Annotated in this window: 12 protein-coding genes; 6 read left to right on the top strand and 6 right to left on the bottom strand. The window is 76.0% G+C overall.

What is annotated here, in order from left to right:
• Nucleotides 1–27 precede the first annotated feature (27 nt).
• Complete coding sequence (locus tag AMK13_RS26225; RefSeq protein ID WP_049654497.1) at nt 28–870, top strand: exodeoxyribonuclease III; 843 nt, start codon at nt 28–30, stop codon at nt 868–870.
• 210 nt (nt 871–1,080) lie between these two features.
• Nucleotides 1,081–1,704: a hypothetical protein gene (locus AMK13_RS42140; protein ID WP_049654489.1), complete on the top strand. Its 624-nt coding sequence runs from the start codon at nt 1,081–1,083 to the stop codon at nt 1,702–1,704.
• Between the two features lie 108 nt (nt 1,705–1,812).
• Here the strand turns inward: AMK13_RS42140 and AMK13_RS26235 are convergent, their stop codons facing one another.
• A complete protein-coding gene (locus AMK13_RS26235; protein ID WP_079272461.1) occupies nt 1,813–2,532 on the bottom strand; it encodes a lysoplasmalogenase in 720 nt (239 codons plus the stop codon).
• A 225-nt stretch (nt 2,533–2,757) separates the two neighbouring features.
• On the opposite strand from AMK13_RS26235, the gene AMK13_RS26245 reads away from it, so the two are divergent.
• Nucleotides 2,758–4,518, top strand: a complete 1,761-nt coding sequence (locus tag AMK13_RS26245; protein ID WP_079272462.1) for a DUF2398 family protein — start codon at nt 2,758–2,760, stop codon at nt 4,516–4,518.
• 131 nt (nt 4,519–4,649) lie between these two features.
• Here AMK13_RS26245 and AMK13_RS26250 read toward each other — a convergent pair whose 3' ends face one another.
• The 3 genes from AMK13_RS26250 to AMK13_RS26260 all read right to left on the bottom strand — a co-directional run bounded on the left by AMK13_RS26250 (nt 4,650) and on the right by AMK13_RS26260 (nt 7,147).
• Entirely contained in the window at nt 4,650–4,829 is a 180-nt protein-coding gene (locus tag AMK13_RS26250) for a hypothetical protein (RefSeq protein ID WP_049659792.1), read from the bottom strand.
• 120 nt (nt 4,830–4,949) lie between these two features.
• Nucleotides 4,950–6,581: a BCCT family transporter gene (locus tag AMK13_RS26255; protein ID WP_049659793.1), complete on the bottom strand. Its 1,632-nt coding sequence runs from the start codon at nt 6,579–6,581 to the stop codon at nt 4,950–4,952.
• Between the two features lie 134 nt (nt 6,582–6,715).
• Nucleotides 6,716–7,147, bottom strand: a complete 432-nt coding sequence (locus AMK13_RS26260; RefSeq protein WP_074004320.1) for a MerR family transcriptional regulator — start codon at nt 7,145–7,147, stop codon at nt 6,716–6,718.
• Nucleotides 7,148–7,835: 688 nt separating this feature from the next.
• Between AMK13_RS26260 and AMK13_RS26265 the strand changes: the two genes are divergently transcribed.
• Nucleotides 7,836–9,266 (top strand): sulfite oxidase, encoded by a 1,431-nt coding sequence (locus AMK13_RS26265; protein WP_079272463.1) that lies wholly within the window; start codon nt 7,836–7,838, stop codon nt 9,264–9,266.
• Nucleotides 9,267–9,328: 62 nt separating this feature from the next.
• On the opposite strand, the gene AMK13_RS26270 is transcribed toward AMK13_RS26265, so the two are convergent.
• Both AMK13_RS26270 and AMK13_RS26275 read right to left on the bottom strand, forming a co-directional pair.
• A complete protein-coding gene (locus AMK13_RS26270) occupies nt 9,329–9,979 on the bottom strand; it encodes a TetR/AcrR family transcriptional regulator (RefSeq protein ID WP_063780393.1) in 651 nt (216 codons plus the stop codon).
• Between the two features lie 112 nt (nt 9,980–10,091).
• The gene (locus AMK13_RS26275; RefSeq protein ID WP_074004321.1) at nt 10,092–11,000 is read right to left on the bottom strand and encodes an acyl-CoA thioesterase; all 909 of its coding nucleotides are present in this window, start codon (nt 10,998–11,000) and stop codon (nt 10,092–10,094) included.
• Nucleotides 11,001–11,218: 218 nt separating this feature from the next.
• On the opposite strand from AMK13_RS26275, the gene AMK13_RS26280 reads away from it, so the two are divergent.
• Nucleotides 11,219–12,604, top strand: a complete 1,386-nt coding sequence (locus AMK13_RS26280) for an SWIM zinc finger family protein (protein WP_074004322.1) — start codon at nt 11,219–11,221, stop codon at nt 12,602–12,604.
• Nucleotides 12,601–15,321, top strand: a complete 2,721-nt coding sequence (locus tag AMK13_RS26285; protein WP_079272465.1) for a DUF7824 domain-containing protein — start codon at nt 12,601–12,603, stop codon at nt 15,319–15,321. The genes AMK13_RS26280 and AMK13_RS26285 overlap by 4 nt, the downstream gene beginning before the upstream one ends.
• Nucleotide 15,322 lies beyond the last annotated feature (1 nt).

A 15,322-nucleotide genomic window follows, 5' to 3' on the forward strand; every position in this document is an offset into this window, starting at 1 on the left:
GCCCACCCCGTCCGTATGCCCGACTGCATGTCCGTCCGCACCGAACCACCGGGAAGGCCGCCCGCCGTGACCGTCCGCATCGCCACCTGGAACATCAACTCCGTCACCGCGCGGCTGCCCAAGCTCCTGGAGTGGCTGGAGAGCGCCAAGCCCGACGTGCTCTGCCTCCAGGAGCTCAAGTGCGCGGCCGACGCCTTCCCGTACGAGGCGGTCCGCGAGCTCGGCTACGAGACGGCCGCGCACGGCAACGGCCGCTGGAACGGCGTCGCGATCGTCTCCCGGATCGGCCTGGACGACGTCGTGCGCGGCCTCCCCGACCAGCCCGGCTACTTCGCCGACGGCGCCCTGCTGCCCGAGGTCGAGCCGCGCGCCATCGCCGCCACCTGCGGCCCGGTCCGGGTCTGGTCGGTCTACGTGCCGAACGGCCGCGAGGTCGGCCACGCGCACTACCAGTACAAGCTGGAGTGGCTGGAGGCGCTGCGCAAGGCCGCCACCGAGGACGCCGCCGGCCCCCGCCCGTTCGCCGTCCTCGGGGACTTCAACATCGCCCCGACCGACGACGACGTCTTCGACGCCGCCGCCTTCGAGGGCCTCACCCACGTCACCCCGGTCGAGCGCGCCGCACTGGCGGCCCTCGACGGGATCGGCCTCCAGGACGTGCTGCCCCGCCCGCTCAAGTACGACCACCCGTACACCTACTGGGACTACCGCCAGCTGGCCTTCCCCAAGAACCGGGGCATGCGGATCGACCTCACCTACGCCAACAAGCCCTTCGTCGAGGCCGTCACCGACAGCTACGTGGACCGCGAGGCCCGCAAGGGCAAGGGCACCTCGGACCACGCGCCGGTCGTGGTGGACCTCGACCTCTGAGCCGCACCGCGTGAGCGCCACTCCGGGTGAGCGCCACGGGTGAGCCCCGCCGCGGGCGTCACGACGGGTCACGGGTCGTAACCCGAACGGTCGTGAGCGCTGGCCGAGCGTGGGGCGCGTCCCTACCGTCGGTGAATGACCGGGTGCAGTTGCTCGACCACGTGGACATGGGAGTCCCCGGCTGCGCCCGAGAATCCCGGAGGTTCCGGTATGCGCCCCATGCGTACGGCCGCCGCCGCCCTGATCGGCGCGACGGCGCTGACCGGCCTGACGGCCCCCCTCGCATCCGCCAGGGACGGTTCCGCGTCGGTCAGCCCGTCCCAGGCCGCACCGGGCCAGACCGTGACGGTCACGGTCTCCTGCGAGAAGTCGGACAAGCCCGACGCCAAGACCATCACCGCCCGCTCCGCCGCCTTCGAGGGAGGGCCGGCGACCCTCACCCTGGGCCCCGACGGCAAGCACAGCGGCTCCGCCCGGCTGGCCGGCCAGCACGCCGGGGACAGCAAGGTCGACGGCACCTGCCCGGACGGCGGGGCCTTCGCCACCAGCGTCACGGTCACCACCGTGGCCGTGCCCGACAGGGGCGGTGACAAGGGCGGCGACAAGAACCCCCAGAAGAACCCGGGTCTCGGCGAGTGGGGCGAGGCCGCGGGGGAGTGGGCCGGTTCGCTCGGGCAGTCCGGCGCCGGCAACCAGCAGGTCGCCCCGCACGGCGCCGTGCAGACCGGCCTCGGCGGTTCGGTCGCGGCGAACCCGGGGGAGCTGGCCGGCGGCCTCGCGCTGGTCGCGGGCGGTGTCGGCGGATTCTGGCTGCTGCGGAGGCGCGGTGCCTGAAGGCCTCGCGCCCCACTGCGCCCCTGCGCCGCGCCGCTGGATCCCGACGGGATCGGCGGCGCGGCGGCGTGTCGGGACGGTGTGTCGGTTCTCCGGTGCGCCGGTGCGTCAGGCGGTCCGCGGTTCGGCGTCCTCGCGGTGCAGCTGGTCCTGGTGGCGGAGGGTGCCGTCGGCCAGCAGGTACTGGGCCAGCACATAGGTCGCCATGATCCAGAACTGATGGCCCGGCAGCTCCCGCCACTTCGCCAGCTGGGTGGCGATCAGCGTGTCGGAGAGCAGGAACAGCGCCCCGCCCAGCCCGGTCCGCCAGCCCAGCCCGGCCGAGGTGACGGCCGTCGACGCGAGCAGCAGGCTGTAGCCGGCCACCGGGACGCGCAGGTCCCCGAGGTCCGGCCAGAGCTGCCCGACCAGGGCCACCCAGGCCGTCGCGTACGCGGCCGCGACCACCAGGGCCCGGCGGCGGTCGGTGAGCGCGCCGCGCTGGACGAACATCGTCACGTAGCAGACGTGCGCCGCCGCGAACGAGCCCATGCCCGCGAGGAACGCGGGGTCGTTCTTCAGCTGGAGCAGCACGTCGCCGCCCGCGCTCAGCAGCAGCGCTGGCGCCAGCAGCTTCGGCGCCTCCCGCCCGGCCTTCGCGGCCGCCGCCACGCTGTGCGCGGCCAGCAGCGGCATCAGGGCCGGCTTGGTGGCGTTCTGGAGCACCGAGGCGCCGGAGGCGATCGCGCCCAGGTGCGCCGCCGAGGTGGCCGCGAAGCCGCCCAGCAGGCCGGTGGCCGAGCGCAGGCGTGCCCCGAGGCCGACGCGGGTGGTGGTACGGACGGTCATGCGTGCGCCTCTCGGTGATCCGCTGCTTCGGACCGACCCTAGAGGAGCCGGACCGGCGGTGGAAGGGTCGGTTACCGGTGCGTAACCCGGGCGGGGTGCGGCGGATGACGGGGTGGCCGGTGAGCGGAGCGCGGGCGGCCGCTTCGAGGGCTCTTGCGGAGAGTTCCTCAGGAGGGCGGTTGCTGCGGTCGGGTGGCCCGGGCACCGTCTAGTCTGGACCCCGACATGGATCAGCAGGACTACGCGGTCGGCGCCACCCGGGTGGCCGCCGGCAGGCCGGACGGACGCACGGGCGGGGCAGGGCGGGGAACCGCCGCCGCCGTCCTCGCCGTACGCGAAGCCGGTCCCGAGGCTGGTCCCGACGCCGGTGGTGCCTCCGGTTCCGACGCGGGCCGCTCCTCCGGTCCCGCTGACAGGGCGCCGGGGGCGGCCATGGGGAGCGGTGCTGACGGCCCGCAGGCGTCGGCCGCTCCGGCCGTCGACACGACGCTCTCGCCCGATCCGGGGCTGCTGCGCCTGGCCCACTGGTTCGCCGCCGCCACCCCCGGCACCGCCGACGACCTCTGCACCGCCTCCTTCGGCCTCTACCCCGCCCGCCACCTCGGCACCGCCGCCGAGCCCGCCGCCGATCCCGGCGTCAGCTGGTGGCACGGCCCCACCGCGCACTTGGCCACGCCCGTACGCCCCCGCGAGGACCGCACCGAGGGCGGACTGCGCCGCGCCCGGCGCGACGACGCCGCCCTGCCCGTCGTCCGGTCGGGGGCCAAGACGGGCCGGCCGGGCCGGCACCGCAGGCCCGAACGCACGCGGGTGGCACCGCCCACCGTCGTGGCGCAGGATCGTTCCGGCGAGGAGCTCCCGGCGGCCGAACGCCGGATCGCCGCCCGGCTGTTGCTCGCCCACCCGCTGGTCACCGCCTCCGGCCCGCACGCCGACGGCTTTCCGCTGATCCGCCGTCACCGCGACTGGCTCGCCGAGCGCTTCGACACCCTGCTCGGCTACCGCCTCGTGGTCGGCCCCTGGCACGCCCGGCTCTGCAAGGCCGGCCTGGGCCCCGGCGCCGCGCGCCGCCTCGAACACCCCGTCACCGGCACTCCGTTCACCCCGGCCGGGTACGCCCAACTCGCCCTCGCGCTCGCCCTGTTGGTCGACGCCCCGGAGGAGCTCGGCTACCGGCGGCTGCTCGACGCGATGAACGCCGCCGCCCCCGAACTCACCGCCGAACCGACCGACCTCGCCATGGCGCTGGCCGCGCTGGCCGGCTGGCAGGTGCTCGGCGAGCTGCCGGCCGAGGGCCCGGCCGACGACTCCTTCGTGCTGACCGTGGACCGCGAACTCGCCCGGGCCGTCCCGGCCGGCCCGCCCGCCCTCGCCGACGACGCCGCCGACCTGATCCGCCGCGCCGCCGAGGCCGAGCCCGCCACCGCCGTCCGCCGCCTGCTCGCCGAGACGCCCGCCGTCCTGGCCGCCGACCTCCCCGAGGACCACCGCGCCTGGCTGGAAGAGCACCGGCTCAGCGGACCGGCGGCGCTCGCCGAGTTCCTCGGACTGGAGGCCGAACTGCGGGCCGAGGGCGTCGCGCTGCTCGACCCGGCCGCCGAACTCACCGACCTCGCCCTCCCCGGCGGGGGCACCCTCACCCAGGCCGCCCTGCTGCTGGTCGAGCGCCTGGTCGAGGAGGTCCGCCCGCTGCCCGACGAGCCGGTGGCCGGCGACGTCCCGATCCCGGACGCGCTGATAGACGGCGTCCTCGGCGACATCGCGGACGAGTTCGGTCTCCCCGCCCGCTACCTCGCCGACCGCACCGCCCTGCGGCGGGACGCCCTCGACGTGCTCCACCGCCTCGCCCTGATCACCCCCACCCCCCATCCCACCCGCCCCCCGGCCTGGCGCCTGCGCCCCCCGGCCGCGCGCTACGCCCCGGCCCCCGACCTCCACCCCACGCCCGGCACCGGCCGCCACTCCCGCCCCGGACAGTCGGCGTAGCGGACAGCCGGCGTAGCGGACCGCCGCCGTGGCGGCGGCGCCCACCGCGCCGCCCCGGCTCCTCCGCCGGTGAGCGGAAAGCAAGAAGCACCGGGCCCGGAACGGGACCGCGGTGCTGGGTGGAGCAGAGGCTACTTGCTGGCGGAGGCGCTCGCGAGGGGGCCGTGTTCGACGGTTTCCACGGTGGCGCCGACGCCCAGGGTGCCGAGGGCGATGGAGGTGAGTACGGCGGTGACGGCGAGCAGCCGGCGGTGCCGTTGGGGCAGGGGGAAGCGCGGTTCCTGGTAGGGCGCCTGAGGGCTGGCGTTCATGACAGGGAGGTTTCCAGGGCGGCGTGAACGGTCGGTACGTGCGGGTGAAGTCCGGACGGGGGTTGGGCGTCGGTTGGCCGCGTACGCCCCACCCGTCACCGGGCGGGACGTACGCGCAGGTCAGCGGCGTGTGCCCGACTCGCCGACGACCTCCCGGACGGCGTCCCGCAGGCCGTGCGGAGGGTGGAAGCGGGCGGGGGCGGCGGCCGGGTCCTCGCGGAGCTCCTTCACCAGCGAGACGCACAGCAGCAGCATCACGACCACGAACGGCAGCGCGACCAGGATCGTCGCGTTCTGGAGCGCGGTGAGCCCGCCGGCCAGCAGCAGGGCCGCCGCGACCCCGCCCATCAGCACGCCCCAGACCACCACCAGCCAGGTGCGCGGGTGCAGCGAGCCCCGGCTGGAGAGGGAGCCCAGCACCAGCGAGGCCGAGTCGGCGCTGGTGATGAAGAAGGTCATCACCAGCAGCACCGCGACCACGCTGGTCACCGAGCCGAGCGGCAGCGCGCGCAGCATCTCGAACAGCGAGGCCTCCGGGCCCTGCGGGATGGTCGCGACCAGGTCGGCCGCGCCGGTGGTGGACAGCCGAATCGCGGTGCCGCCCATCACGCAGAACCAGATGACCGTCGCCCCGCTGGGCACCAGCAGCACGCCGAGCAGGAACTGCCGGATGGTGCGGCCGCGCGAGATCCGCGCGATGAAGGTGCCGACGAAGGGCGCCCAGGAGAGCCACCAGGCCCAGTAGAAGATCGTCCAGGAGCCGAGCCAGCTCTCGTCGGTGAAGGCGCCGGTCTGGGTGGACATCCCGAGCAGGTCGGAGAGGTAGCCGCCGACCGAGGAGGGGATCGCGTCCAGGGCGAACACCGTCGGGCCGACCACGAAGACGAAGACCATGATCAGCGAGGCCAGCACGACGTTCGCCGTGGAGAGCCACTTCACGCCCTTGTGCACCCCGGAGAACGCGGAGACCACGAACGCGGCCGTCAGCGAGCCGATGATGATCAGCTGGGCGTTCTGGGTGTTGCGGACGGAGGTGATGTAGCCGAGCCCGTCGGCGACCTGGAGCGCGCCGAGGCCGAGGCTGGTCGCGGAGCCGAAGACGGTGGCGAACACGGCCAGCAGGTCGATCGTCCGCCCGGCCCAGCCGTCCGCGCCGCGCTGGCCGATCAGTGGGACGAAGGCGGCGGAGACCCGGTTGCCCCGGCCCTTGCGGAAGGTGGTGTAGGCGAGGGCCAGGCCGCCGACCGCGTAGATCGCCCACGGGTGCAGGGTCCAGTGGAAGAGCGAGAACTCCAGGGCCTGCTGGGCGGCGGCCGCGCTCTGCGGCTCCAGGCCGGAGCCCGGCTGTGGGGTGGCGAAGAGCTGGAGCGGCTCGCCGACGCCGTAGAACATCAGGCCGATGCCCATCCCGGCGCTGAACATCATGGCGATCCAGGCGAGGGTGGAGAACTCGGGCTCGTCGTCGTCGCGGCCGAGCCGGATCCGGCCGAAGCGGCTGAACGCGAGCAGCACGCTGAGCGCCAGGAAGACGTCGGCGGCCACCACGAACAGCCAGCCGAAGTTGTGCAGCACCCAGCCGAGCGCGGTGTCGGAGGTGCGGCCGAGCGAGTCCTCGGCGAAGACGCCCCAGGCGACCACCGCCAGGACCAGGACGGCGCCGATGCCGAACACCGCCCGGTCGGCCGGAAGGGTCGCGGCGGGTTCGTCGGGCTCCTCCACGGGCTGGTCGGACTGGGGCGGCTGGCTGCTCATCGGATGGACCCCTCGACATACTCGGCGTGCGTCGGCACGCTCGGATTCAAGCTGTATGTCGCACTATGTCCAGTCCGCTCCGTGAGCGGAGGGACGGCGCGCCGGGGAAGCGCGGGGTCGGGACCTACGTCCCGTCAGGCCGCCTGCTCCTCGCCGTAGTCGTGCCCGTCGTCGTGCCGGTGCCCGGGCCCGTGCTGCCGTCCGTGGTCGGGCCCGGAGTCGCGCGCGGTGGCGAGGTAGTGGGAGAGCGCCCGGCGGCTGCGGCTGAGGTCCTCGATCCGGGAGTCCAGGTCGGCGAGTTCGCCGCGCAGGATGGCGAGCAGCTCCGGGCAGGCCTCCAGGACGGGGACCGGACCGGTGGCGCAGGGCAGCAGCTCGGCGATCACCCGGGTGCTCAGACCGGCTGAAAGCAGGCTGCGGATCTGCCACACCCGGACGGTGTCCTCCTCGCCGTACTCGCGGTAGCCGGCCGCCGTGCGGTCCGGCCGGAGCAGGCCCTGTTCCTCGTAGTAGCGGAGCAGGCGGGTGGACATCCCGGTCAGGCGGGCGAGTTCTCCGATGCGCATGACCGGGCGAACGCCGCCGCCTGCCGGGGTGTTCCTCCGGGAGGCTCGGCTCCTGAGGAACTCCGGCAGTACGTCGCGCAGTTCGGGCGGCGCCCCGGCCACCGGCAGGCGCCCGTTGGGGAGTTCGGCCAGGCGTGTGCCGGGGATCAGCCCGGCCGGCGACCAGGGCGGGGACGGCTGTCGCGGCCGGTTCGGCGCGGACGTCGGTCCGGGCGGCGGGCCGGAACCGCTGCCGGAAGCCGTCCGGCACCGGGGACTTGGGATGTTCCCGCAGCGGGGCGAGCTCGTCCGGCTGGTCGGCCAGGTCGATGAACAGCTCGGAGAGCGTCCGCAACCGGGCCGGGCCCCGGCCACGCCGGCGAGCAGTGGCAGCGAGCGGGCCCGCCCGGGGCGGCGGGTGGCGATCCGGCCAGATCGAAGGTGTCCGGGCGCCGGCCCCGGCCCCGTGGGCGAGCGGCGGTTCCGGGCCGGGACCCCGGACGATCCGGGCGGGCGGGGTGGCTGACATGGGGTGCTCCGCTGCGGGGCGGGGTTTCGCCGACACAATGGGAACGGTAGGAGTCCACACCGGTGAGTAGGTCAGACCGGGGAGCGGAAGCCCGTCCAGGACGGCCCGCGGGCCCCGGCGGCGGCCGCGGTCGCGCGCGGCGCCGAAACCGACCACGCTGAAACGGAAGGAACGCCGTTCATGGACGACGAGGTCCGCACCCCGAACGAAGCAGTCCCGACACCGGCCGATCCGACGCCCGCCGACCGGAGGCAGACCGACCGGAGGCAGACCGACCGGAGGCAGATCGATCGGAGGCGGGCCGAGCCGACGCGGGCCGCCCGGGACGGCGCGCGTGCCGACGGCGTGGACCGCCGGACGCTGCTGCGGGCGGCCTCCGCCGCCGGGGCGCTCGCCGCGCCGGTCCCGGCCGCGCCGCTGGTCACCGCAGGCCGGGCGGCCGCCGAGGGGGTGTCCGGGCCGGCGTCCGGGGCGGTCTCCGGGGCCTCGTCCGGGCCCGTGCCCGGGATCGTCAAACCGCTGCCCGCCGAGTGGTTCGTGCCGCACGGCACCAACGCGGAGACGCGCTGGGACACCTTCCGCGGCGCCGACGGCGGCGCCGCCATCGGCCGCCACGTGCCGGTGGAGCGGTTCTTCGTCCGCAACCACACCAGCACCCCGCTGATCGACCCGGACACCTGGAGCCTCAGGCTCTTCGGCAGCGGCCTGCGCGGCGCCCCGACGGCCGGGCGCCCGGTCGAGTTCGGCCTGGACGACCTGCGGGAGCTGCCGTCCACCCGGATCAGCGCGCTGATCGAGTGCGCCGGCAACGGCCGCAGCTACTACTCCGGCCAGCAGGGCCAGCCCGTCCCGGGCACGCCGTGGACACTCGGCGGCGTCGGCTCGGCGAGCTGGCGGGGCGTCCGGCTGGCCGAGGTGCTGCGGGCCGCCGGGCTGACCGGGGCGGCGGTGGACGTGCTGCCCACCGGCCTGGACCCGGACTTCGTCGCGGGCGGCACCAACTACGGCCCGGTGCGCCGCCCGCTGCCGATCGCCAAGGCGCTGGACGACGTGCTGCTCGCGTACGAGATGAACGGCGAGCCGCTGACCCCGGACCACGGCGCCCCGGCCCGGCTGGTGGTGCCCGGCTGGGTGGGCATCGCCTCCATCAAGTGGGTGGGCAGCGTGGAGGTCGCCGACCACCCGCTGTACTCGCCGTGGAACACCGACTTCTACCGGATGTTCGGCCCGGACTACCCGCCCGGCGGGGGCGACCCGCTCACCGTCCAGGTGGTCAAGAGCGCCTTCGAGCTGGCCGCGGGAGCGCGGCTGGCGGCGGACCGCGAGCACCGGCTGCACGGGCGCTCGTGGTCCGGCGTGGCGGCGGTGCGCCGGGTCGAGGTCAGCACGGACGGCGGCCGGACCTGGCGGCGCGCCGAGCTGCGCGACGAGCCGCGGGCCGACGGCTGGACGCGCTGGAGCTTCGACTGGCGCCCCGGGCGGCCCGGCCCGTACGAGCTGCGCGCCCGCGCGACGGACCGCCGGGGGAACACCCAGCCCGAGCGGGCGCTGTTCAACCGGGAGGGCTACCTGTTCGGTGCCGTGGTGGCCCACCCGGTGACGGTGGTCTGAGCCGAGCGCCGGTCCGAGCCGCGCCAGGAGCCCCGGCGGCGGGGCCCGTGGCGCGGCGCGGCTCAGCCGGTGGACTGGACCTCGTACGGGGCCGGGTAGCGCGTCTCGTACGGGGTCAGCACCAGCCGCACCACGTCCTCCAGGCGCCGCCGGGCGTCCCCGAGGGTGGTGCGGCCGGTCACCCAGGCGGTCAGCTCGCCCTGCCAGGCGTGGGCCACGATGTGCCGCACCAGGTCGCTCGCGGCGGCCGGCACCTCGGCCGTCACCGCTTGCAGGGCGGTGCTGTCGGCCCGGGCCATGCCCTGCAGGGCCTCGCTGGCGAAGGGGTCGGTGGAGGCGGCCACGGCCACCCTTAGCCGGGCGAGTTCGGGCTGCCGCTGGTAGGCCCGCATCCCGCCCCGGACGAACCGGACGGCCCGGTCGGTGGCCCCGAGCCCGGCCCTCGGTCCGCGCAGCTCGGCCACCAGGTCGGCCAGCAGCAGGCGGTGCCATTCGGCGATCGCCGCAGCCAGGAGGTGGTCCTTGGAGGAGAAGTAGCGGTACGCCGTCCCCAGGGCGACTCCGGACCGCTCGCAGACTTGTTTCATCTGCATACGCTCGACGCCGATCTCGTTCACCAGGGCGAGCGCGGCCGCGATCAGGCTTTCGCGGCGTTCGAGCTGACGCGGAGACATCGCCTCCACCGGCCGTGGTGACAGGTCAACCTTGGTCACCCGCACCATGATACGGGCCGGGGCCGCTCAGGAGTATGACGCCGTCCGGCCCCCTTCCGTTCGTCCGGCGGTCACCGGGGTGCCGGAGGTGTGACGAGGGGGCCCTCGGGCGTCACGACGGGTCGCGGACCAGCGCCTCCTGGACGGCGGAGGCGACCAGCCGGCCGTCCAGGTCGTAGAACTCGCCGAGCGCCAGGCCCCGGCCGTCCGAGGAGGACGGGCTGCGCTGGGCGAACAGCAGCCACTCGTCGGCCCGGAAGGGGCGGTGGAACCACATCGCGTGGTCCAGCGAGGCCATCAGCAGCCGGGGCGGCTCGGTGCGCTGGAAGAAGTTCGACTGCACGTCCAGCCCGACGGTGGAGGCCAGGGTCAGGTCGGACAGGTAGGCGAGCGCGCCGGCGTGCAGCAGCGGGTCGCCGTCCGGCAGCGGGGAGGCGGTGCGCATCCAGACGAACTGCTGGAGCAGCCCGGGGACGGCCGGCGGCAGCCCCGGGGTGTCCGCCGGGACGAACCGCAGGTCGAGGTCGCGGAAGCCGCCGGACGCGGCGAAGCCCCGGCGGACCTCCTCGGGCAGGAGGGCGACGGCGTTCGGCAGCGACTCCGGGTGCGGCAGCGGCGGGATCCGGCGCTGGCGGTCGGCGGCCGGCTCGGGGTGCTTGAAGGAGACCGAGAGGGTGAAGATCTCGTTCCCCCGCTGGAGCGCCGTCACCCGGCGGGTGGTGTACGACAGGCCCTCGCGGACCCGCTCGACCAGGTAGTCGATCGGGTGGCCCGGGGTGCCCGGCAGCAGGAAGTAGCCGTGCAGCGAGTGCACCGGGCGCTCGTCCTCGCAGGTGCGCCCGGCGGCGACGAGCGCCTGCGCGGCGACATGGCCGCCGAAGGCGCGCATCGGGGCGCCGGCGTGGCAGCAGCCCCGGAACGTGTTCTCGTCCAGCCGTTCGATCTCCAGCAGCTCGGCGAACGGGGCGGCCGGCACGGCGCGCCGTTCGGCCCGGACGTGCGGTTCGGTGAGGTCGGTCACGAGGCCATAGTGGCAGAAGCCAACCGTGTGGTGGTGTGACCTGGGTAACGCCGCCCGCGGGCTCGTGTGATGACATAGAACACGTTCCAGTCCGATCCCCGGCTCTGGCCCCGCGCCCGGCCGGGTCGAGGCCCTCCCGGCGCCCTCGCGAGGCCGCCCCGAGGCCGCCCCGCGGTCGTCCCGACGGATTGTCAGTGCCCTCACCTAGCGTGCTCGGCATGACGCAATCCGCACACGCGTACGCCTATCTGCGCCCGTCGGCCGTCCTGGACGGCGCCGACGGCCGGCACCTCGACCTGGCCACCTCCGGCGGCGCCACCCCGCTCGGCGCCGCCGCCAACCCGCGCTTCTTCGCGGGCTTCCTGGCCGATCCGGCGCCGGCCGCCGCCGCGCTGCTCGCGGTCGCGGACGTCGCCGCCGCGCGCTACTACCAGCCGCGGCTGCGTGCCTCGCTCGACCCGGTGGTCACCGCCAACGGGGACCGGCTGCGCTTCGAGTCCTTCTCGGGCTGCTGCGGCGTCTACGCCCGGCTCGATGTGCTCGGGGCCGGGCTCGACGGGGACGAGATCGGCCACGGCACCACCAACGTGGACGTCAACAACCCGCTGCGCGAGGCGCTGACCAGGATCGGCCCGGCCGACCCGCTGCACCTCGCGGTCGGGCCGGACGCGCTGGAGGTCACCACCTTCGACGGCTCGCTGGTCGAGAAGAAGGTGCCGCTGCCGGAGCGCTGGCTGCGCGGCTTCGCCGAGACCCAGGTGGTCGCCGCCGGTTTCGAACCGCGCGCCGAGCTGCCCGCCGCCGAGGCGGTGCGGTTCCTGCGCTCGCTGCCGCGCGGCGGGCGGGCCGGCGTCGGCTGGGTCGTCCCGGCCGGGAAGACGCTGCGGCCGACCACCCGGCCGGTGCCCGGCGCGGTCTGCCTGCCCGGGCCCGACCGGCTGGTGGCGCTCCAGCGGGTGCTGCGGCACGCGCTCGCCCTGCGGGTCTACGGGCCGGTCGCGGCCGGGGAGCCGACCGCCTCCGCCTGGGAGGCGGTGCTGCCCGGCATGCGGCTGACCCTGACGCTGTCGCCCGACGCCGCCCGGGGCTTCTCCGGCGAGGGCGGGGTGCTGGACGCGCTCGCCACCGGCACGGCCGAACAGGACGCCGAACTGATCGCGGTGCTGCTCGCCTGGGAGCCCCGGATCGAGGTCGGGGACCTCGCCGCCCAGTCCGGGCTGAGCCCCGAGCGGGTCCGCGCCGCGCTCACCCGGCTGGGCACCGCCGGGCAGATCGGCTACGACACCGCCGAGGCCGCGTACTTCCACCGGCAGCTCCCGTACGACGCCGGGCGGGCCGAGGCGGCCAACCCCCGGCTGCGGGCCGCCCGGGCACTGGTCGAGGCGGGCGCCGTACGGCTGGAGGAGGGCGGGGCGACGGCCGTCGTCACGGTGGACGAGCACATCCAGCGGGTGCGGACGGACGAGTCGGGGCGGCTGAGCTGCACCTGCCTGTGGTGGGGCAAGTACCGGGGCGGACGCGGGCCGTGCAAGCACGCGCTCGCGGTCGGCATGGTACGGGAGACGGCCGCCGGGGCGGCGGGGACGAAGGGGGCCGGAGCGTGAGCACGGTGGAGGGGGCCGACCGGCAGGGGCCGGTCGACGAGCTGCTGACGACCGTCCGGTCCGGGCGGCTGGCACGGATACCGGAGCTGCTGGCCGGGCTGGACGCGGCCCAGCGGCGGGCCGCCCTGACCGCGCTCAAGGCGCTGCGCAAGGAGCTGCGCGAGGAGTGGTCCCGGGAGGCGACCGAGACCAGGGGACGCCTGCTGGTGGCCGGGGCCGGCTGCCACTCCGGCCCGGCCGCCGCCGCCACCTGGCTGGCCGGCAGCGACTTCGGCGTCCGCGACTGGGCCCGGAACTCCGTGCTGCACCAGGTCGTCGAGGCGCAGCCGGTGGAGTGGCAGGTCGAGGTGGTCGCCCGGCTCGCCGTCCGGCCGGTGCGCAACCAGGGCTGGTCGATGTACCCGGTGATGGAGGCCGTGGTCCGGCGCACCGGCTGCGAGGTGCCGCGCGGCGAGACCTTCGTCCGGGGCTGGACGGACCGCGTGAGCGACTTCGGCAGCCGCGGCGCGCGTCCCACGCTGGCCGAGAAGCTGCGCCAGGACGCCTTCACCCCGGTGCTGCTGCCCGAGCTGCTCGAACTCGCGGACATCGGCTGGCAGCTGACGTACCGGCACAGCCCGCGCCCCGGCGACGTCTGGACCGAGGCGATCGGCGAACTGGCCGCGGCCGGCCTGGTCGACCGGGCCGAGCTGCTCGACCGCTGCCTGGCCCGGCTGCTGCGCGGCGGCAAGCCGGCCGACCAGCGGGCCCTCCTGGAGGTGCTGCGGGCGCTCGGCCCGACACCGGCCGAGTACGCGGCCCGGGTGCGCGACCTGGTGGCGCTGCTGGACGGCCAGTCGGTGCTCGCCGGGCACGCCCAGGAGGTGCTCGCCGGGCTGGACGAGGCCGGCCTGATCGAGCCCGAGGTGCTCGCCGAGGCCTCGGCGGTGGTGCTGTTCCGGACCGAGAAGAAGCTGGTCCGCGCCCAGCTGGCCTGGCTGGACAAGGCCGCCCGGCGCGCGCCCGGGCGCTCCGGCCCGGTGGTGCTGGCCGCGGCCGAGGCCTTCGGGCACCCCGACGCGGCCCTCCAGGAACGGGCGCTGAACGTGGTGGCCCGGCACCTGAAGGCGGCGGGGGAGGCGGTGGTGGCGGAGCTGCGGACCGCCGCCGAGGGGCTGAACCCGGCCCACCACCTGCGCGCGGGCGACCTGCTCGGCGCGCCGGTCGGCGGCGACGGGGACGACCCGGACACCGGGTGGAACGCCTTCCTCCCGCCGGCCCCCGAACCGCGCCCGCTCGGCGCCCCGATCGGCTCGGCGGTGGAACTCGCGGAGGAGCTGTCCGCCCTGCTCGCCTCGGAGGAGCCCGCCGTGGCGGACTTCGAGCGGGTGCTGGACGGGCTGGTCCGGCTCACCCGCCTGGACCGGAGGGCGCTGGCCGAGGCGGTGGAGCCGGTCCGCCGGGTGCACCCGTGGCGCGGCACCAACAGCGTGGGCGACTGCACGCCCCGGGAGATCCTCTACGTGGTGGCCGCGGTGGCCGGGGAGACGCCGCCGTGGAAGGTCTGGGACTACCTCGGCCGCAAGGGCCGCTCCGTGCTGCGCGGAGCGCACACCACCGTGCACGGGGCCGTCCTCGCCGCCCGCCTGGAGGAGGCCGCCTGGCAGGTCCACCACGCCGGGCTGCCGTACCTGCTCGCCACCCCGACCGACGCCACCGGCGCACTGGACGCGGCCGAACTGGTCGAGCGGCTCGCCGGGTACGAGGCGGCGGGCGTCAAGCCGGGGAAGGCCGACCTGTCCCAGGCCCTGCTGCGGGTCGACGTGCGGGCCCAGGAGGCGGTGCTGAAGGCCGCCGAGGCGCTCACCTCCCCGGCCGGGCGGTGGCTGGCGCACTGGCTGCGCACCGGAGGCCTGCCCGGGCAGCCCTCCGAGCGGGTGGTGTTCGCGCCCGGCAAGGGGGTGCGGCACACCAACGTGCACGGGGACCGCTGGTGGGAGGAGGTCGAGCGGATCGCCGTCGCCCAGCCGGGCATCGGCGCCGGACCGAAGGGGCCGGGCGGCGAGCGGCTCCCGGCCGAGCCGCGGGCCCTGCTGGACGGCACCGAGCCCAGCGTCGCCCGGGCCCGCACGGTGTACGGCTGGACGTGGCGGCCCGTCGCGCACTGGTTCGCGATGCTCCCCTGGCACCGGGAGGAGCTGGCCGCGCGCTGGCTCGACCCCTTCGCCGGGGGCGCCGACCAGGACGAGCGCGGCGCCGCCCGCTACCTCCCGCTGCTCGCCGAGGCCGGCGGCCCGGCCGGGCTCGCGCTGCACCTCGCGCTGGCGTACGGCCTGGGCTCCCGGCACGCCGAGGACCGGACGGCGGCGGTGGACGCCCTGCTGGTGCTCGCCGCGCGCGGCGAGCTGGACGGCGCGCTGCTCGGCCGCGAGCTCGGCGCCCTGGTGGCCTGCGGCACGGTGATGGGCGGCCGGCTGGGGGCGGCGCTCACCACGGCGGCGGAGACCGGTGCCCGGGCGACGGTCTGGTCGGTGCTCGGGGCGGCCCTGCCGGGCCTGCTGGGCGAGGCCGACCAGTCGGCGCGCGGGCTGGGCGACCTGATCGCGCTGGCCACCGACTGCGCCCGGCGCACCGGGGCCCGCGGGCCGGTCGCCGAGGTGACGGCGGCGGCCGAACGCGGAGGCTCGGGCCGGGTGGTCAAGGAGGCCCGGGCGCTGCGGGACGTCCTCGCGGGCTGAG

It is taken from the genome of Streptomyces sp. CB02056 (genome assembly GCF_001905545.1).
Classification (GTDB): Bacteria; Actinomycetota; Actinomycetes; order Streptomycetales; family Streptomycetaceae; genus Kitasatospora.